This is a genomic window from Sabulicella glaciei (genome assembly GCF_026183895.1).
Lineage (GTDB): Bacteria > Pseudomonadota > Alphaproteobacteria > Acetobacterales > Acetobacteraceae > Roseococcus > Roseococcus glaciei.
Genome location: NZ_JAPFQI010000001.1, coordinates 744,485 through 763,113, shown reverse-complemented (window position 1 = coordinate 763,113; position 18,629 = coordinate 744,485). Strand labels below are relative to the sequence as shown.

General features: G+C 69.5%; 18 protein-coding genes. 7 read left to right on the top strand and 11 right to left on the bottom strand.

Annotated features, from left to right (window positions below; genetic code table 11):
- Positions 1–3: 3 nt before the first annotated feature.
- On the bottom strand, positions 4–1,335 hold the full coding sequence (locus tag OF850_RS03535) for a dihydrolipoyl dehydrogenase family protein (RefSeq protein ID WP_301588367.1): 1,332 nt from the start codon (positions 1,333–1,335) through the stop codon (positions 4–6).
- A 58-nt stretch (positions 1,336–1,393) separates the two neighbouring features.
- Here OF850_RS03535 and OF850_RS03530 point away from each other — a divergent pair, with 58 nt between their 5' ends.
- Together OF850_RS03530 and OF850_RS03525 are read left to right on the top strand one after the other, a co-directional pair.
- Positions 1,394–2,023, top strand: coding sequence for a TIGR04282 family arsenosugar biosynthesis glycosyltransferase (locus tag OF850_RS03530; protein WP_301588365.1), 630 nt, complete (start codon positions 1,394–1,396; stop codon positions 2,021–2,023).
- A gap of 58 nt (positions 2,024–2,081) precedes the next feature.
- Positions 2,082–2,582, top strand: a complete 501-nt coding sequence (locus OF850_RS03525; RefSeq protein WP_301588363.1) for a hypothetical protein — start codon at positions 2,082–2,084, stop codon at positions 2,580–2,582.
- Positions 2,583–2,625: 43 nt separating this feature from the next.
- Here the strand turns inward: OF850_RS03525 and OF850_RS03520 are convergent, their stop codons facing one another.
- A complete protein-coding gene (locus OF850_RS03520; protein WP_301588362.1) occupies positions 2,626–3,384 on the bottom strand; it encodes an SDR family NAD(P)-dependent oxidoreductase in 759 nt (252 codons plus the stop codon).
- A 103-nt stretch (positions 3,385–3,487) separates the two neighbouring features.
- Between OF850_RS03520 and OF850_RS03515 the strand changes: the two genes are divergently transcribed.
- Positions 3,488–4,993, top strand: coding sequence for an AMP-binding protein (locus OF850_RS03515; protein ID WP_301588361.1), 1,506 nt, complete (start codon positions 3,488–3,490; stop codon positions 4,991–4,993).
- A 29-nt stretch (positions 4,994–5,022) separates the two neighbouring features.
- Complete coding sequence (locus tag OF850_RS03510) at positions 5,023–6,663, top strand: NAD(P)/FAD-dependent oxidoreductase (protein WP_301588360.1); 1,641 nt, start codon at positions 5,023–5,025, stop codon at positions 6,661–6,663.
- Here the strand turns inward: OF850_RS03510 and OF850_RS03505 are convergent.
- The 8 genes from OF850_RS03505 to OF850_RS03470 are packed head-to-tail and all read right to left on the bottom strand — an operon-like array spanning position 6,650 to position 14,043.
- Entirely contained in the window at positions 6,650–7,522 is an 873-nt protein-coding gene (locus OF850_RS03505) for an SDR family oxidoreductase (RefSeq protein WP_301588852.1), read from the bottom strand. The genes OF850_RS03510 and OF850_RS03505 overlap by 14 nt on opposite strands.
- Positions 7,523–7,524: 2 nt before the next feature.
- Positions 7,525–8,481, bottom strand: coding sequence for a Bug family tripartite tricarboxylate transporter substrate binding protein (locus OF850_RS03500; RefSeq protein WP_301588359.1), 957 nt, complete (start codon positions 8,479–8,481; stop codon positions 7,525–7,527).
- A gap of 40 nt (positions 8,482–8,521) precedes the next feature.
- The gene (locus OF850_RS03495) at positions 8,522–9,679 is read right to left on the bottom strand and encodes an acyl-CoA dehydrogenase family protein (protein WP_301588358.1); all 1,158 of its coding nucleotides are present in this window, start codon (positions 9,677–9,679) and stop codon (positions 8,522–8,524) included.
- 40 nt (positions 9,680–9,719) lie between these two features.
- On the bottom strand, positions 9,720–10,838 hold the full coding sequence (locus OF850_RS03490; RefSeq protein WP_301588357.1) for a CaiB/BaiF CoA transferase family protein: 1,119 nt from the start codon (positions 10,836–10,838) through the stop codon (positions 9,720–9,722).
- 3 nt (positions 10,839–10,841) lie between these two features.
- Positions 10,842–11,141: a hypothetical protein gene (locus OF850_RS03485; protein ID WP_301588355.1), complete on the bottom strand. Its 300-nt coding sequence runs from the start codon at positions 11,139–11,141 to the stop codon at positions 10,842–10,844.
- On the bottom strand, positions 11,125–12,093 hold the full coding sequence (locus tag OF850_RS03480) for a phosphotransferase family protein (RefSeq protein WP_301588353.1): 969 nt from the start codon (positions 12,091–12,093) through the stop codon (positions 11,125–11,127). The genes OF850_RS03485 and OF850_RS03480 overlap by 17 nt, the downstream gene beginning before the upstream one ends.
- A complete protein-coding gene (locus OF850_RS03475; protein WP_301588352.1) occupies positions 12,086–13,294 on the bottom strand; it encodes an acyl-CoA dehydrogenase family protein in 1,209 nt (402 codons plus the stop codon). Before OF850_RS03475 ends, OF850_RS03480 begins: the two co-directional genes overlap by 8 nt.
- Positions 13,294–14,043, bottom strand: coding sequence for an SDR family NAD(P)-dependent oxidoreductase (locus tag OF850_RS03470; RefSeq protein ID WP_301588350.1), 750 nt, complete (start codon positions 14,041–14,043; stop codon positions 13,294–13,296). The genes OF850_RS03475 and OF850_RS03470 overlap by 1 nt, the downstream gene beginning before the upstream one ends.
- A gap of 70 nt (positions 14,044–14,113) precedes the next feature.
- Here OF850_RS03470 and OF850_RS03465 point away from each other — a divergent pair, with 70 nt between their 5' ends.
- The 3 genes from OF850_RS03465 to leuB are packed head-to-tail and all read left to right on the top strand — an operon-like array spanning position 14,114 to position 17,192.
- On the top strand, positions 14,114–15,505 hold the full coding sequence (locus tag OF850_RS03465; RefSeq protein ID WP_301588348.1) for a 3-isopropylmalate dehydratase large subunit: 1,392 nt from the start codon (positions 14,114–14,116) through the stop codon (positions 15,503–15,505).
- Positions 15,502–16,101 carry a 3-isopropylmalate dehydratase small subunit gene (leuD, locus tag OF850_RS03460; RefSeq protein WP_301588346.1) on the top strand — a complete coding sequence of 200 codons (600 nt, stop codon included), beginning with the start codon at positions 15,502–15,504 and terminating at the stop codon, positions 16,099–16,101. Before OF850_RS03465 ends, leuD begins: the two co-directional genes overlap by 4 nt.
- Positions 16,098–17,192 (top strand): 3-isopropylmalate dehydrogenase, encoded by a 1,095-nt coding sequence (gene leuB / locus OF850_RS03455; RefSeq protein WP_301588345.1) that lies wholly within the window; start codon positions 16,098–16,100, stop codon positions 17,190–17,192. The genes leuD and leuB overlap by 4 nt, the downstream gene beginning before the upstream one ends.
- Here the strand turns inward: leuB and OF850_RS03450 are convergent.
- On the bottom strand, positions 17,130–18,593 hold the full coding sequence (locus OF850_RS03450) for a sensor histidine kinase (protein WP_301588344.1): 1,464 nt from the start codon (positions 18,591–18,593) through the stop codon (positions 17,130–17,132). The genes leuB and OF850_RS03450 overlap by 63 nt on opposite strands.
- Positions 18,594–18,629: the final 36 nt, after the last annotated feature.

Sequence of the window (18,629 nt, the reverse complement as noted above, 5' to 3'; positions counted from 1 at the left end):
GCCTCACGGCATCCAGCGCTGGATGAGGCGGACCAGCGACTGGGTGCGCGGTCCGAACAAGGTGGGCTCGAAGTGCTGCCCGGCAGCGCGCTTCAGCGCCTCGGACAAAGTCGGGTAAGGCAGGATCAAGCCGGCAAGCTCACGCACGCCGAGGCCGCGCGCGATGGCGAGAGTCGGCAGCCCGATCATCTCACCCGCATGCGGCCCGACAATCGAGCAGCCGAGCAGCTTGCCGCGCTTGCCGAGAACGAGCTTCACGCGGCCCTCCGTCAGGCCGTCGGTGACGCCGCGATCGGTGCGCGCCAGCTCAGCCACCTGGACGGTGCAACCCGGTGCCTGGGCCTCGGTCAGCCCGACCTGCGCGGATTCCGGATCGCAATAGGTGACGGAGGGCAGGGCACGCGGCCGGGCATGCGCAGGAAGCAGGAACAGGGCCCGCCGCAGCACGATGCCCGCCTGCCATCCTGCGAGATGGGTCCATTGGCCGCGGCCCGCCACGTCACCCAGTGCGAAGACGCGCCGGTTGCTGACGCTGCGAAGCCCGTCATCCACGGTGATGCCCTTGGCATCGTGCGCCACGCCGCCCGCTTCAAGGTCGAGGCCATCGGTCACCGGCACGCGCCCGACCGCCGCGAGTACATGCGTGGCCTCGACCGGCCCGGAGGGGAGGTGGAGCCGCGTTCCCGCCGCAAGCGTGGGCGCCTCGCCTAGCCGGACGGTGACGCCTTCCCGTTCCAAAGCGTTCTCGATGAGGGCGGAGGCGTCCGGCTCGTCGCGAGGGAGGAGGCGTGGACCGCGCTCGATCAGCGTCACCCGCGCTCCAAGGCGGCGGAAACCCTGCGCCATCTCGACTCCCACAGGACCGCCGCCGAGGATGGCGAGGTGGGTGGGCAGTGACTCTAGCCTGAACAGCGTCTCGTTGGTGAGGGGCGGGGCGAGGCCGGCGATGTCGGGAACGGCAGCGCGAGAGCCGGTAGCCAGGACGAAGCGCCGCGCGCGGATCCGCTGCCCACCAGCCTCCATCTCTTGTGGCGACACAAAGCGGGCAGAGGCGCGGATGACCTCGCAGCCCAGGCCACGGAACCTTTCTTCCGAATCGTGAGGTGCGATGGCTGCGATGGCGTCGCGGACACGCGCCATCGCTTCCGGGAAGGCCATGTCGTCGCGCGCCGCGGAAAGCAGCGCCTTGGATGGAACGCAGCCCGTGTTCAGGCATTCGCCGCCCATCGTCCCGCGCTCGACCAGCACGACCCGGGCGCCCATCCGTGCAGCGCCGGCCGCGACCGACAAACCGCCTGAACCTGCGCCGACGATGCAGAGATCCGCTTCCAGCATGGGGGCTACCTTATCGCCCCTTCGCGCCCGTGGCAGGGTCGCAAGCATGATTGGCCTGATGTGCAAGGACCCCGCGCGTGGAAAGACCCGCCTGGCGGCGACGATGGGGGCGGAGCGGGCCGCAATCTTCGCGGGCGCCTTCCTGCAGGACTCGGCCGCACTCGCGGCGGAAATCGCGGAGCGCCTTTCCGTGGGCGCCATCGCTTTCGCGGAGGGCGAGGTGGCCCTGCCGGGCTTCAGCGTGATGCCGCAGGCCGCCGGCGACCTGGGCCGGCGCATGGAGGCCGCTTTCGAGACGCTGGGCTATCCTTCCCTGCTCCTTGGCACGGATGCGCCCACACTACCGCCGTCCCTTGCCGAGTTGGCGATGGCGGGGCTGCGCGGTGGCGCCGACGCGGCCTTGGTGCCGGCGCTTGATGGCGGCTACTGCCTCCTTGCCCTGTCGCGGCCGCTGCCTGCGCTTCTGCGCGACATGCCGTGGTCCACGCCGGGTTTGATGGAGGCGACCCGTCGCGCCGCGGCCGGGCTGCGCTTGGTGGAACTGCCAGCTTGGCACGACGTGGACAGCGAGGAAGACCTCGCGCTGCTGCGCCTTTCCGTGGAAGGGCAATCCCCGTCCGGCTGCGCGGCGCTGCCGCCCTGGCGGGCCACCGAATGCCGACGGATTCTTCATGATTCTCGGCTTTGACTTCGGATCGACACCGGTTCAGCTTTCCCACAGACAGATATCAAGGAAGGACGCGTTCATGAGAAAGACCGTTGCTCTGGCCGTGCTGGGGGTGGCACTGGCCGCGGGGAGCGGCTTCGCGCAGCAGAAGGCGCCGCAAGGCACTCCCTTCCCGGATTGGCGCGCCGATCCGCGCTACGGCACGCTGAATCTGCGCGCCGACTTCCAGCCTGACCCGCGCGAAGTGTCGGTCGAGGCCGGCGGCGACCGACAGGCGGACGGAATCGGCCCCGGCTGCGCCGGGTGGATCGACTTCTCCCGTCCCGACGTGGACGTGAACTACGAGGCGGGCTCCTTCCCGCTCATCATCAGTGCCGTGTCGTCCGTGGACACGACCATCGTCGTCAATGACCCCTCTGGTCGCTGGTTCTGCAACGATGATTTTCAGGGGTTGAATCCAGGCGTGGTGTTCGAGCGGCCGCAGAGCGGGAACTACAACATCTGGGTCGGAACCTTCGACCGCAGCCGTCCGCAGCCCGCGACCGTCCGCATCTCGGAAATCATGCCGCAGGGCCGCTGAGGAAAGGGCGGGCGGCGCGCCACGTCGCCGCCCGCACCCCATCTCAGCGCGGCGCCATCCGCAGGGCGCCGTCCAGGCGGATCGTCTCGCCGTTCAGGTAGCCATTCTCGACGATATGCGCGGCGAGGCGCCCGTACTCCTCCGGCAGCCCGAGCCGGTGCGGGTTGGGAACACCCTGCGCCAGGGATTGCTTCACCGGGTCCGACAAACGCTGGAGCATCGGCGTGTCCATGATGCCCGGGGCGATGGTGCAGACGCGAATTCCCTTCGACGCAAGGTCCCGCGCGGCGACGATCGTCATGCCGATCACGCCGGCCTTGGAGGACGCGTAGGGAATCTGGCCTATCTGTCCCTCATACCCCGCGATGGAGGCGGTGAGGATGCAGACGCCCCGCTCGCCGTCCACTGCGTCAGTCCTCGCCATCGCCGCGGCAGCGAGGCGAAGCGCGTTGAAGGAGCCGGTGAGGTTCACGCGGATGATCGCCTCGTACTGCGCGAGGCTGCCCGGCGTGCCGTCCTTCTCCAGGATGCGGAGGGCGCCGCCGCGGCCCGCGCAATGAACCAACACGCGCACGGGGCCGAGCTTCTCGGCAGCGGCAACCGCCTCCTGCATCTGGCCTTCGTCGGCGACGTCGGCCACTGCGAAGCCGCCGCCCAGTTCCTTCGCCATCGCCTCGCCATTCGAAGTGGCGAGGTCCACGATCATGATCCTGGCGCCCTGCGCGGCGAGGCGCTTCGCCGTCGCCAGCCCGAGCCCAGAAGCGCCGCCCGTCACGATCGCGACGGCCCCCTTCACGTCCATCCTGTTTCCTCCTTCGCGGATGCGAGGGCAGGGCATCATGCACGCGCGGTTGACGCAAGCCGGGGCAGCCGGAAGCATGGCTGCCACGAGGAAAGGAAACGCCATGCCGCTGCTGGCCGCACGCGCTGCGGAAACACCCGAGAAGGTCTGCGCGATCTTTCCCGAGACCGGCGAATCCCTGACCTTCCGCGCCCTGGACGAAGCGGCGAACCGTGCGGCGAACGGCCTCCTGTCGCTGGGCCTCTCGCCGGGCGAGGGGATCGCGATGCTACTGCCCAACACGCCGGACTTCCTGGTGCTGGGCTATGGCGCGAGACGGGCCGGGCTGATGGTCACGCCGCTTTCCATCCATCTCCGCCCGCATGAGGTGGCGCATGTGCTGCGTGATTCCGGCGCGCGCGTGCTGGTGGCCGACGCGGGCCTCGCGACGCTCGCCGCCGCGCTGGACCTCGACGATGTCCCGCATCGCTACGCCGCCGGGGGCGTGCTGCCAGGCTTCGCACCACTGGAATGGCTTTCAGCAGGACAGCCCGCGACCTGGCCGGAGCCGCCACGTCCGCTGGGACGGGATTTCCTCTATTCCTCCGGCACGACCGGATTGCCCAAGGGCATCCGCCGTCCCCTCACTCCCTGGGAAGAGCGCGCAAAGCCTGAGTTCGACATGACCTGGAAGCGGCTCTACGGCTTCGATGCGGACACGGTCTATCTTTCTCCCGCGCCGCTCTACCACGCCGCGCCCAACCGCTACGTCCAGCGCGCCATGGACCATGGCGGCACCGCCGTGGTCCTGCGGAAGTTCGATGCCGAAACCTGCCTCGCGATGATCGAGCGCTTCGGCGTGACGCACAGCCAGTGGGTGCCGACCATGTTCGCGCGCCTCCTCGCCCTTCCGGAGGAGGTGCGGCGGCGGCACGACCCGTCCACGCATCGCTGCGCCATCCATGCCGCCGCCCCATGCCCCGCCGAGGTGAAGCGCGCCATGATGGCGTGGTGGGGGCCGATCCTTTGGGAGTACTACGCCGGCAGCGAGGGCATCGGCACCACGGTCATCTCGCCGCAGGAGTGGATGGAGCGCCCGGGAAGCGTCGGCCGTGCCGTCTATGGCCAGCTGCACATCACCGACGAGGAAGGGAATGAACTCCCCTCCGGCGAGATCGGGCGCGTCTGGTTCGAGGGCGGCGCCCGCTTCGCCTACCACAATGACCCGGCCAAGACTGAGGCGTCCTACAATAACAAGGGTTGGGCGACGCTGGGCGACCTCGGTTCCTTGGACGAGGCGGGCTACCTGTTCCTGTCCGACCGCCGGGCGGACCTGATCCTTTCCGGCGGGGTCAACATCTACCCGGCAGAGATCGAGGCGGTGCTGTCGCGCCACCCCGATGTTTCGGAATGCGCGGTGATCGGGGTGCGGGATGCCGATCTGGGCGAGATTCCCCTGGCGCTCGTGGTGGCACGCGGCGATGCGTCGCCGGACGCCCTCCTAGCCCATTGCCGCAACCACCTCGGGCGGATGAAGGTCCCGCGCGCCGTCGAGTTCGTGGAGGAACTGCCTCGCTCCGAGGCCGGGAAGCTGCTGCGCCGCATCCTGAAGGAACGCTTCTTGACGTAAGCCCGCGGGCGGACGAACTCCGCCCGGTCATGCTGCGCCTCACCGAGCTTCGCCTTCCCCTGGACCACCCGCCCGAGGCGCTTGACGCCGCCGTCGCCGAACGCCTGGGCGCGGCTCCGACGCGCTATTCCGTGTTCCGCCGTGGCTACGACGCGCGCAACCCGCGCCGGATCATGCTGGCCTACACGGTCGACGCCGAAGTGCGGGATGAGACGGACTTGCTGGCCCGCGACCCGAGGCTGCGCCCCAGCCCGGACATGACCTACCGCTTCGTCGCCGAGGCACCCGAGGGGTTGGCCGATCGGCCCGTCGTGGTCGGCACCGGGCCCTGTGGGCTGATGGCGGCGCTCATCCTTGCCCAGTCCGGCTTCCGCCCCATCATCCTTGAGCGCGGAAAGGCGGTGCGGGAGCGGACGCAGGACACGTGGGGGCTATGGCGCAGGCAGGTCCTGAACCCCGAAAGCAACGTCCAGTTCGGCGAGGGCGGGGCGGGCACCTTCAGCGACGGCAAGCTGTGGTCGCAGATCCGCGACCCCTTCTTCTTCGGCCGCAAGCTCCTGAAGGAGTTCGTGAAGGCCGGCGCGCCGGAGGAGATCCTCTTCATCTCCAAGCCGCATATCGGCACATTCCGCCTCGTCCAGATGGTGGAGCGCATCCGCAGCGAGATCACGGCGCTGGGCGGCGAATACCGCTTCGGCCAACGCGTGGACGACATCGAGACTGACCCCGGAACGCGCGCCATCCGCGCCTTGCACCTTTCGACCGGCGAAAGGCTGGAAGCGCGCCACGTCATCCTGGCCATTGGCCACTCGGCGCGCGACAGCTTCGCCATGCTGCACGGGCGCGGCGTGCAGATGGAGGCGAAGCCCTTCTCCGTCGGCGTGCGGATCGAGCACCCGCAATCCCTGATCAACCTGCGGCGCTTCGGGCCGAATGCGGGCAACATGCTGCTGGGCGCCGCGGATTACCGCCTGGTCCACCATGCCTCCAACGGGCGCGGCGTCTACTCCTTCTGCATGTGCCCCGGCGGGCGTGTCGTCGCGGCAGCGTCGGAGGCAGGGCGCCTCGTCACCAACGGAATGAGCCAGTACCAGCGCGACGAGCGCAACGCGAATGCCGGCATCGTGGTCGGCATCAACCCGGAGGACTATCCGGGCGGACCACTGGCCGGCATCGAGTTCCAGCGGCGATGGGAGGAGCGGGCCTTCGAAGCCGGCGGAAGGAACTACCGGGCTCCGGCGCAGCGCGTGGGCGACTTCCTGGCCGGCCGCGCCTCCACCACCCTCGGCGAGGTCGCGCCCTCCTATCAGCCTGGCGTGACGCCCGCCGACCTCGCACCTTGCCTGCCGGATTTCGCGGTGGCCGCGATGCGCGAAGCGCTGGCAGCATTCGACCGTGACCTGCCGGGCTTCGCCATGGGCGACGCGGTGATGACGGGAGTGGAGACACGCACCTCCTCGCCGCTGCGCATCCCGCGCGGCGAGGATTGCCAGAGTCTGAACACGCCGGGCCTCTACCCGGCCGGCGAGGGTGCGGGTTACGCGGGCGGGATCTTCTCCGCAGGGGTGGACGGCATCCGCGTGGCGGAGGCAGTGGCGCTGGCAATGACGGGGGGTGGGCCGGTCCGGTCCTCCGGCCGGCCCAAGGATGACAGCGTCACCTACGGCTAGACTTGTCCCGCTCGTTGGTGGCGCGGATACGGTCGCGCGCTTCCTGCCACTCCTCGTCGCCCCAGGCGGCATAGTCCATGTAGGTCCCGGCACCATTGGCCAGCCAATGCCCGCCATCCAGCGCGACGGTGTTCCCTGTGATCCAGCCCGCGCCGTCGCTCAGGAGGAAGGCGGCGAGGGTGCCGATGTCGTCCGGCGTGCCGGCACGGCGCAGCGGGTTGCGGACGGACCACTTTCCCGTCGGGTCGGCCTCGCCGGGCCGGATGCGGGCCAGCATTCCCTCGGTCGGGATCAGGCCTGGCGCGATGCCGTTCAGGCGGATGCCGAAACGGCCCCATTCCAAGGCAAGGGACTTGGTCATCGCCTCGATGCCGGCCTTGCTCATGGCCGAGGGCACGACGAAGGGCGAACCGGTCCAGATCCAGGTGACCAGGATGCTGACCACCGCACCCCCGGTCCCAGCCGCGATCCAGCGCTTTCCCAGCGCATGGGTGACGTTGAAGCTCCCGGCGAAGACGATGTCCGACACGGCGCGGAAGCCCCGCGGCGAAAGGTCCTCCGTGCGGGAGATGAAGTTCCCGGCCGCGTTGTTGATCAGGCGGGTGGGGCCATGCCCGGCCTCGAAGCTGGCCGCGATAGCCGCCTCGACCGCCTCCGCATCGCGGATGTCCACGGCTTGCCAGCGCACGCGCTCCGCGCCGAGCGTGGCGGCGGTCTCCTCCAGCGGGCCGGGGCGCCGGCCCCAGATCTCGACATCGGCGCCGCACCGCAGCAGCGCCTCCGCCATCATCCGGCCCAGTCCGGACCCGCCGCCGGTGACGAGGACGCGCGCACCCGCCAGCGCGTCCTCCCGCAGCACGCTCAACCGCGCAGCCCGAGGCGGGTGACGCGCGCCTCCTCCTCGTCCGCCGTGCGCTGGATGAAGGCGGCGTAGTCCTCGGGCCCGAGGTATTCGAGCGGCATGTCGAGGCGGCGCAGCACCGCGACATGGGCGGGGTCGTTCAGCGCGGTGCGGAAGCCCTCGTTCAGGCGGCGCACGATGTCCGGCTCCATCCCCAGCGGACCGACCAGCCCATAGGGCGAGGTGACGACCATGTTGTAGCCCAACTCCTTCAGCGTGGGCACGTTGGGCCAGCGCCAGGAGCGCTCGGCCGACCACACGTTCAGCACGCGCAGCTTGCCCTGCTCCACCAGTTCCACCACGCCCGAGCCGGTGGCCGAGGCCTCGATGTGGCCGCCCAGCAGTGCGGGCACGGCATCCGCCTCGCCCCGGAAGGGAACATGGACGATGTCCAGCCGCTCGGCGGCGGCAAGGTCCACCATGGTGAGGTGTGGCGTCCCATTCGCCCCCGTATTGCCCATCCGCAGCTGGCCCGGCCGCGCCCGAGCATCGGCCACGAGGTCGGCCCAGCTCTGGTAGGGGCTTTCCGCGCGCACGCAGGTGGCGAAGAGGTAGCCGGTCAGGTGCGTGATGGGCGTGAAGTCGGTGCGCGGGTTGAAGGCCATGCGCTGCATGAAAGGCAGGCGGATGGCGGGAAGCGGGAACTGCGCCACCGTGTAGCCATCGGGCCGCGTGTTGCGCATGTTCAGCGCGGGGATCGTGGCGCCGCCACCCGGCCGGTTCTCGATGATCACCTGCTGGCCGAAGGCGCGCGTCGCCGCGTCTGCGAAGGCGCGCATCTGGACGTCCGTCGCGCCGCCCGGCGGAAAGGCGATCTGCAGCGTGATTGGACGGTTGGGGAAGTTGGACTGCGCCTGCCCGATCGCGGGCAGGGAAAGCCCTGCCGCGCCCGCGGCGAGGATTTGACGTCGCTTCATTCTTTCAGCCTCCCAGCTTTGTTCACCCTTTTCGTGGGCTTCAGAGTGTGCGGGCGATGATCTCCTTCATCACCTCGCTTGAACCGCCGTAGATCCGCCCGATGCGGGCATCGGTCCAGGCGCGGCCGATGGCGTATTCCGCCATGTATCCGTAGCCGCCATGCATCTGCAGAAAGGCGTCCAGCCACTTGTTCTGCATCTCGGTGCCCAGCAGCTTCGCGGCCGCCGCCTCCTCGCCCGAGAGCTCGCCCTGCATGTGTCGGGTTAGGCAGTCATCCAGGTAGACGCGGAACATGCCGATCTCGGCCTTCGCCTCGGCCAGCTTGAAGCGGTGCACCTGGAAGTCGAAGACCGTCTGGCCAAAGACGGGACGCGACTTGGTGTAGGCGACCGTCTCGTCCAGCATCGCCTCCATGTTGGTGGCGGCGCGGATGGCGATGATCAGCCTTTCCTGCGGCAACTGGTGCATGAGGTGACGGAAGCCGCCATTCTCCTCGCCGATCAGGTTGGCGACCGGCACGCGCACATCCTCGAAGAAAAGCTCGGAGGTGTCCTGCGCGTGCAGGCCGATCTTCTCCAGGTTGCGGCCGCGGCTGAAGCCGGGCGTCCCTTCCTCGACCGCGATCAGCGACACGCCCTTGCGTCCTGCCTCCGGGTCCGTCTTGCAGACCACGATGACGAGGCCGGCATTCTGTCCGTTGGAGATGAAGGTCTTGGATCCGTTGATGACGTAGTGATCGCCCTCGCGCCGCGCCGTGGCACGCACGGCCTTCAGGTCGCTGCCCATGCCGGGCTCGGTCATGGCGATGGCGCCGATCATCTCTCCGGACGCCATGCGCGGCAGCCATTCGCGCTTCCGCTCCTCCGTCGCATAGGCGAGGATGTAGGGCACGACGATGTCGGAATGCAGCTGGAAGGCGGCGCCTGAGGCGTTCACCCGCGCCAGCTCCTCGATCACGACGGCGGAGTAGCCGAAATCCGCGCCCGCGCCGCCGTATTCTTCCGGCAGGGTGGGGCAAAGAAAGCCCTGCTCGCCGGCCTTGCGCCACAACTCGCGCGGGACGCAGCGGGCGCGCTCCCAGTCGCGATGATGCGGGACGATCTCGCGCTCGACGAAGCGGCGGAACTGGGCGCGGAACGCCTCGTGGTCAGGCGTCAGGACGGCACGAGGCCGCACGGGCCGGAGGGCCGTGTCCATGGATGCTTCCCCGTTGGTTTCCCGGCCAGACTATCCGTGATCAGCCGTTCGGCAACAGGGATTCGATTTCGGCCGGCGTGAAGCCGGCCTCCTCCAGGATTTCGCGCCCGTGCTCCCCGCGCAGGGAAGGTGGGCGGGACAGGGAGGAGGGCGTGCGGCTGAGGCGGGGGGCGGGGGCCGGCTGAAGGGTGCGCTCCTGCTCGGTGAAGGTGCCGCGTGCACGCAGATGTGGATGCGCGGGGGCCTCCGCCATGGAAAGGACGGGCGTCACGCAAGCATCCGACCCGGCGAAGGTGGCGGCCCATTCGTCGCGCGTCTTTGCGCGGAACGCCTCGGCGAGGCGCTGCTTCTGCCTCGGCCAGTTCGCAGCCTCCATGCGGCCTTCGAACTCGGCCTCGCTGAGCCCCATCCGACGCAGCATCTCGCTGAAGAAGGCGGGCTCGATCGGTCCCACGGCGACGAACCCACCGCAGGCGCAGGCGTAGCTGTCATAGAAGGGCGCGGCGCCATCCAGCATGTTCCCGGCCCGACCCGACCAGCGCCCGCGCGCCGCCATGCCGTATATCGGCGCCATCAGCAACGCCGCGCCATCGACCATCGCGGCGTCCACGACCTGCCCTTCGCCGGAGCGCCCACGCTCCACCAGCGCCGCCAGGATGCCAAGGGCGAGCAGCATCCCGCCCCCACCATAGTCGCCGACGAGGTTGAGCGGCGGGGCCGGGGGCTCACCGGCCCGGCCCATGGCGTGCAGCGCCCCGGTGAGGGAGATGTAGTTGATGTCGTGACCGGCCTCCTTTGCCATCGGCCCGTCCTGGCCCCAACCGGTCATGCGGCCATAGATGAGGCGCCTGTTGCGGCCCCGGACCACTTCCGGACCGAGCCCGAGGCGTTCCATCACGCCCGGGCGAAACCCTTCGATCAGCGCATCGGCGCCGTCGCACAGGCGCAGCACCGCCTCGATCGCCTCAGGGCGCTTCAGATCAAGCGCAAGGGATCGGCGGCCGCGCCCGGAGATGTCCTGGCGGGAGCCGGCCGGCCCGTCCTGACGGTCGATGCGGACGACATCCGCGCCCATGTCGGCCAGCAGCATGGCGCAGAACGGGCCCGGCCCGATGCCAGCAACCTCGATGACGCGGTGCCCCGCGAGCGGTCCGGCCACGGGTCAAAGCGCCTTGGGGGCGGAGACGGCGCAACGAGCGCGGGCAATCTCATCCAGCGCCGCGCGGGTCTCGGCATAGGCGGCGCTCCCCGGGGCAGGGGAATTATGGCGCAGCGTGCTGGCGAGGCGCGCGATGTCGTGCGCCGGCACCGCAGCATTGAGCGACCGCCCGGCGATGGCGAGGGCGTTGGCGACCATCCGCGCCTCGTAATGCTTCTCGCGCGGCAGGGCCGCGAGCAGGGAGTTCAGCACCGTCTCCCGTGCCGCCTCGATCAACTCGCCCGCATCAGGCCGTTCCAGCATCCAGACCCTCCACCTGCTTGAGGATATCCATTTCCAGCGCGGGCACGATGTGCCCAGTCAGCGCCAGTTCCAGCGAGCGTTCCACGCCCGACAGGAACCGCGCGCCCTGGTCGGCGGCGATCACCGCCCAGCGGATCGTCGCCGCCAGTTCCCAGTAGGGCAGCCGCGCCACGTCCACGCCAGTCCCGTAGCCTTCGAGAAAGGCTTCGCGCGGCCCCAGCCCGCCCGCTTCGAGATGTTGGTGTGCGAAGCGCCAGCACGGCGCGCAGAACCAACCCAGATCCTCATGCGGATCGCCCCAGCCGCAAAATTCCCAGTCGAGCACGCCGGTGACGCGACCCTCCTCCACCATCAGGTTGCCGTTGCGGAAATCCCGGTGCAGCAGGACCGGCGGCAGGGGCGGCGCGGCGTGGCGCCGCATCGCGGCCAGGCCCCATTCCAGAACCGGGCGCGGCGTGCCGGCATCGTCCAGCCGCTGCTCCATCGCCGCGACGAAGGCAAGCGCCGGATCGGCGGGCGGCTCTCCCAGGAACGGGAGGTCGTGCCTGGGTGGCGCGATAGCGTGGATGCGCCGCAGCGCCTTCCCGCACTCGCGCACCAGTGCCGCGTCGCCGCCGGGGCCGACCTGCTTGCCCAGCGCGATGGCATTGGCGGTGCCGCGGACGCGGCGCATGACGAGGAAGGGCTTGCCGTCATGCTTGCCCTCGAAGAGCGGCTCTGGCACCGGCACCCCCGCCGAATAGGCGGCGCGCAGCAGCGCGAACTCCTGCGGCCGCGTGAGCGAGACGGCGAGGGTGGCGGCGTTGTCCGTCCTCAGCACCCAATCCTCGCGCGCGCCGCCGCGCTCAACCTCCAGCAGCCAGTTCTGCTGGATTGCGCCGCCGGAGAGCAGGGCGCGCGACAGCACCCGGACGGGGGCGCCGGCTGCCTCGCTCAGCGTGGCGTCATCCATGATGGCCCCAGGCGAAGAAGCCGCCCGCCTCGCGGCGCAGGAAATTCGCGATCACCATGCGGTGCACCTCGGAAGCGCCGTCGACCAGTCGCGCCTGACGGGCATAGCGGTAGATCCACTCCACGACGGTGTCGCGCGAATAGCCCTTGGCGCCGAGGAGCTGTAGCGCCGTGTCGGCAGCGCGGTGCAGGGCATCGGCCACCACGATCTTCGCGGTCGAGATCTCCTTGCGCGCGAAGTCGCCCTGGTCGAGCTTCCAGGCCGCGCGCATGGTCAGCATCCGCCCGATATCGAGCTGCATCGCCGCCTCGCCAAGCAGCATCTGCACGCTTTCCTTGTCGGCCAGCTTCTGGCCGAAGGCGGAGCGCGTCTCGGCGCGTTCCAACCCGATCTCCAGGCAGCGGCGGCCCAGCCCGCCCCAGCGCATGCAGTGGGTGAGGCGCGCGGGACCGAGGCGGATCTGCGTCATCTTGAGCCCGTCGCCGACACCCATCAGCACGTTCTCGTCCGGCACCTCCAGCCCGTCAAACACGAGCTCGCAGTGCCCGCCATGCTCCTCCGGCCCCATGATCGGGATGCGGCGCACGATGTGCCAGCCGGGGTCGGTGTCGCGGAACAGGAAGGCGGTCAGCCCCTTGCGCGGATCGTCCGAGGTGCGGGCCATGACGATGAAGCGCTTCGACTCGCCCGCGCCGGTGATGAACCATTTCCGGCCGGTGATGCGCCAGCGGTCATTGCCCACGCGCTCGGCACGGGTCTTGGTCATGCCGGGGTCGGAGCCCGCGCCTTCCTCAGGCTCGGTCATGGCGAAGGAGGACTGGCACTCGCCGCGGATCACTGGCTCCAGCCACCATTCCTTCTGTGCCGGCGTAGCGACCTTGCACATCACCATCATGTTGCCGTCGTCTGGCGCGGCGGAATTGAACACCACGGGCCCGAAGATGGACCGGTTCATCTCCTCGTAGCAGGCGACCATGCCGGTGAAGGGCAGGCCTTGGCCGCCCGCGCTCTCGGGCAACTGGAGGCACCACAGGCCCTGCGCCTTTGCTTCCTCGCGTAGGGTGCGCAGCAGGGCAGGGGCGATGTTCTCGTGCTCGTCAAAATTGGCACGGTCGGATTCCAGCGGGATGAGGCGGTCCTTCACGAATTCGCGCACGCGTTGGCGGAAGCTCTCGCTCCGGGAGTCGAGGTTCAGGTCCATCAAAGGCTTCCTATCGAATGTCCGCCATCCACGGTGACGACGCTGCCGGTCATGTGCCGCCCGGCATCGCTGGCGAGGAGGAGCAATGCTCCATCCAGGTCGCGCGGTTCGCCGAGGCGGCGCTGCGGGACCCGGCGGATCATCGCCTTGCCCGGTTCCGTCTCGAAGAACCCGGCATTGATGTCACTGGCGATGTAGCCGGGCGCGATGGCGTTCACGCGGATGTTGTGGCGCGCCAGCTCAACCGCCATCTGCCGCGTGAGGTGGACGAGCCCCGCCTTCGCGGCTGTGTATCCCGCGACACCCGGAATGATGCGCGCGGCGAGGATGCTCGCGGTGTTCACGATCGCGCCGCCGCCATGCGCCGCCATGCCGCGCGCCACGGCCTGGCCCACCAGGAAGGCGCCGCGCAGGTTGACGTCCAGGACGCGGTCCCACTCCTCGGCCGTCTGGTCGAGGAAGGGGCGTGTCTCGGCGATGCCGGCATTGTTGACCAGGATATCGACCGGCCCGGCAGCTTCGACGCAGGCGGCGATGCTCGCAGGGTCGGTGACGTCGAGGGCGAGGGCCGTGGCGCCGCTTCCCAGCTCCTCCGCCAACTCCTTGCAGGCTTCCAGGCGACGCGCCGCGAGCACGACCTTGGCGCCCGCCTCGTGCAGGACCCTCGCAAAATGCGCGCCGAGCCCACCGGAAGCCCCCGTGATCAGCGCGCGCCGCCCGTCCAGGCGGAAAATGGTTTCCACTCCCATGCCCCGAGCCTAGCGGGCTTCGCGCCGGCATCAAGCTGCGCCACCATGCGGGAGGGGAAGGAGGCGGCCAATGCCCACCATGTTCGATCGCATCTGGGACCGGCACGTCGTCACGACGCTGGGTGACGGGTGGGACCTGCTCTGGCTGGATCGCATTCTGCTGCACGACCTGTCCGGCGGGCGGGCGCTGCGCGAGGTGGCGGAACGCGGGCTGCGCGTGGCCGAGCCCTCGCGCGTCTTCGCGACGCCGGATCATGCGGTCAGCAGCGCGCCCGGCCGCACGGCGTCCACCTTTCCGCGCGGCGCCCAGCTTCTGGACAGCCTGCGCCGGAACTGCGCCGAGCAGGGGGTCCGCCTCTTCGACCTCGGGACGCGGGAGAACGGCATCGTCCATGTCGTCGCGCCGGAGCAGGGCATCGTCCTGCCGGGCGTCACTCTGGCCTGCGGCGACAGCCACACCTGCACCAATGGCGGCGTCGGCGCGGTGGCCTTCGGCATCGGCTCCAGCGAACTGACCCAGGCGCTCGCGACCAATTGCCTGCCGCAGCGCCGACCCGGCACCTTCCGCATTCGTTTCGAGGGCAGCCGGGCGCCCGGCGTGACGGCGAAGGACATGATCCTGCACGCCATCGGCCGCTTCGGCGCTGCTGCCGGCACCGGAATGGCGCTGGAATTCGCCGGTTCCGCCGTGCGCGCGATGTCGCTGGAGGAGCGGCTGACCCTGTGCAACCTGTCCATCGAGATGGGCGCGCGGGTCGGCATGGTCGCCCCGGACAACACGACCTTCCAGTATCTCGCCGGCCGGCCCTTCGCGCCGACAGGTGCGCTGTGGGATCGCGCCATGGCCGATTGGCGCACCCTGCCGAGCGACCCGGATGCCCGGTTCACGCGCGACGAGGCCATCCCCATGACGGAGGTCGCGCCGCAGATCACCTGGGGCACCAGCCCGGAACAGGTGGCGCCAATCACCGGCACCGTCCCCACCCCCGAGCAGGCGCGCAGCCCGGCCGAAGCCGAGGCGTGGCGCGCCGCCCTGGACTACATGGGGCTGCAGCCGGGCCAGAAGCTGGAAGGCACCAAGGTGGACTGGGTCTTCATCGGGTCCTGCACCAACTCGCGCATCGAGGATCTGCGTGCCGCCGCCGCCGTGCTCGCGGGACGCAAAAGGGCCGGGCACGTGACCGCCTGGGTGGTGCCGGGCAGCGAGGAGGTCAAGGCGCAGGCGGAAGCGGAAGGGCTGCACCGCCTCTTCCTGGACGCGGGGTTTGAGTGGCGGGAGCCGGGCTGCGCCCTCTGCGTCGCCGCCAATGGCGAGTCGGTGCCGCCGGGCGCACGCGCCGTATCCACGAGCAATCGCAACTTCGTGGGGCGCCAGGGAACCGGGGCGCGCACCCACCTCGCCAGCCCTGCCACCGCCGCCCGCTCTGCCCTGGAAGGCGCCATCACGGATCCGCGCGCATGACCCCCTTTTCCAGCGTCACCGGCCCCGCGGCGCCGCTCCTTGCGGCGAATGTGGACACGGATGTCATCATCCCGATCCAGGCCCTTGTCGGCACCGGCAAGGACGGATTGGGAGAGCAAGCCTTCGCGCGGCTCCGCTACCGCAGCGACGGAACGGAGAATCCGGAATTCCTGCTCAACCAGAAGTCGTGGCGCGGAACGCCCATCCTGCTCGCGGGCGAGAATTTCGGCTGCGGTTCCTCGCGCGAGGGGGCGGTCTGGGCGCTGATGGGGATGGGAGTGCGCTGCGTCATCGCCCCCTCCTTTGGCGACATCTTCCACGCCAACTGCTTCCAGAACGGCCTGCTGCCCGTGCGCCTCCCCATGGACGCGATCCGCCGGATCGCCGCGCTATCGGGCGCGAACGGGCTGACGACGGTGGATCTGGAGCGGGGCGTCGTGATCGCTCCGGATGGCGAGGCCATCCCGTTCCAGGTGGATCCGCGCAAGCGTGAGGCGCTGCTGGAAGGCCTGGACGACATCTCCCTCACGCTGCGGCATGCGGAGGCGATCGCGGCCTTCCGAGACCGCGCCCAGACCGAAAGACCCTGGCAATGAAGCTTCTTGTCCTCCCCGGTGACGGCGTTGGCCCGGAGGTAACGGCCCAGGCGCTTCGCGTCCTGCATTGGTTCGCCGAGCATCGCGGCCTCGCCTTGGAGGTCACGGAGCGCGGCTTCGGCTTGGTGAACTGGCAGCGCCACGGCACGCTGATGCCGGACGAGACCTGGGACCGGATCGAGGCGGCGGAAGCCATTCTTTTCGGCGCAATCGGCTCGCTCGACCAGCAGGCGGTGATCCCGTCGGAGGAGCGGCGCAAGGGCAGCCTGCTGCGGATGCGCAAGGCGCTGGACCTCTACGCCAATATCCGGCCCATCCGCCTGCTCGACGCGCTGCTGGAGGCGTCGCCGCTGAAGCCGCGCGTGGCGAAGGGCGCGGATTTCGTGATCCTGCGCGAGCTGACGGCTGGCATGTATTTCGGAACGCCCCGCGGCGTGGAGACCCTGCCCGACGGCACGCGACGCGGCGTGAACACCCACAGCTACACGGAAGGCGAGATCGCGCGCGCGATCCGCTTTGCCTGCCGCCTGGCCCGCGAAAGGCGCGGCCATGTCACCTCGGTGGACAAGGCCAATGTGATGGAGGCGGGCGCGCTGTGGCGCGAGGTGGCCGGTCGCGTCGCGCGCGAGGAGTTTCCGGACGTCACGCTCGAGCACATGCTGGCTGACAACTGCGCCATCCAGATTGCGCGCGACCCGCGGCGCTTTGACGTGATCGTGACCGACAATCTGTTTGGCGACCTGCTGTCGGATGCAGGCGGAGCAATCCTTGGTTCGCTCGGCATGCTGCCCTCGGCCTCGGTGAACGACCGCGGTCAAGCCCTGTATGAGCCGGTGCACGGCTCGGCGCCCGACATCGCGGGCAAGGGCGTTGCCAATCCGCTTGGCGCGATCCTCTCCGCGGCGCTGCTCCTGCGCTGGACGGCGAAGCGGCCGGAAGACGCGGCGATGCTGGAGCTTGCCGTTGATCGCGCGCTGGACGGCGGTACCCGCACCGCCGACATCGCCGCGCCGGGTGAGCGCGTCGTCTCAACCAGCGGAATGGGCGACGCCGTCCTCCACGAGCTTTCGCTCCTTCAGCGGGAAGCGTAGCTCCCAGCGCAAGCCCTCCGGCGGGAAGTCCAGCGAAACCTCGCCGTTGACCGCCTGGGCGGCCGCCCACTCGATTACCTCGCGGCCGAAGCCGCGACGGTTGGCCGGGCGGACGGGCGGGCCGCCCATCTCGCGCCAGCGCAGGGTGCAGCGGCCATTCTCCACGGTCCAGGCGACGCGTACCATGCCGCTTGGCACGGACAGGGCGCCGAACTTTACCGCATTGGTCGCGAGCTCATGCAGCGCCATGCCGATGTGGAGCACAGCCGAGTCGTCCAGCCGCACCTCGGGACCTTCGATGATGAAGCGCGACGCTTCGTGATACCCAAGCTGGCTCTCGACCACCTCCCGCAAGCTCGCGCTGCGCGGCCCCTCGCGGACGAGGAGCTGGTGTGAGCCGCCGAGTGCGCGGAGACGGAGCCCAAAGCGCTCCACCACCTCGTCCACCGTTTCGCAGCTTGCAGCCGTCTGGCGCAGGATCGCCTGGGCCACCGCGAGCAGGTTGCCGACGCGGTGCTTCACTTCGTCGAACAGGAAGCGGATGCGTGCTTCGTCCCGCTTTCGGCTGGTGATCTCGATCGCGCCGCAGATGATGCCGGGGGCGTCGTGCAGCTTCTCGATGGACATCTGCCACCATTGGTCGCCCGCCTTCGCCTCCATCCGCTCGGGGTCTCCGGTTTCCAGCACGCGCCGCTTCACGGCGACGATGGGCGGCGCCGCTTCACCCAGGACTTCCTCGTCCGTGCGGCCGATGATCTCTTCGACCGTCAATCCAAGTTCGGGCTTGCTGATCCAGGTGTAGGTGAGCCTCTCATCCTGGGTGAACACGGTCACGTCCGCAGCGCTGAGCGCGGCGTCGAAGCGGCGGTTGATCTGCGCGATGCTCTCGGTGCGTTCCATCACCCGGCGTTCCAGGGATGCTGTCAGCTCCTTCAGCTCGGCTTCCCGCACCTCGAGCGCACGGACAAGGGCGTTCTTCTCTTCCACCTCGCGCGCCAGCCGGTCATTGGCCTCGCGCAGGGAGGAAGGGGAGGGAAGGGAGAGCGCCTTCGGAATCAGGGGCCAAAGCACGATGGCGGTGAGCAGCGACACGATCGCCGTCGCAGCCTTCACCAGCCCTTCGAACCAGTACCAGGGCTGCCAGAGCGTCACGACGCCGATCATGTGCGTGAGCCCACAAAGCAGGATGAAGGCGGCGAAGAGCCAGCCAATCTGCGGAAACTCGAAGTCGCGCCGGCGGCGGAGGAAGGCGACGAGCGCAACGGGAATGGAGAAATAGGCCAGCGCCACCAGCGCGTCGGAGACGGTGTGCAGCCAGATCAGCCCAGGCTCCCAGAGCAGGCAGAAACCATGCGGGGTAAAGGCGGAGGGCTCAAACCAACTCCGCAGGTAGTTGCCCATCAGGGATGCTCCAGCGCGTCGGAAAAGGCAGCAAGT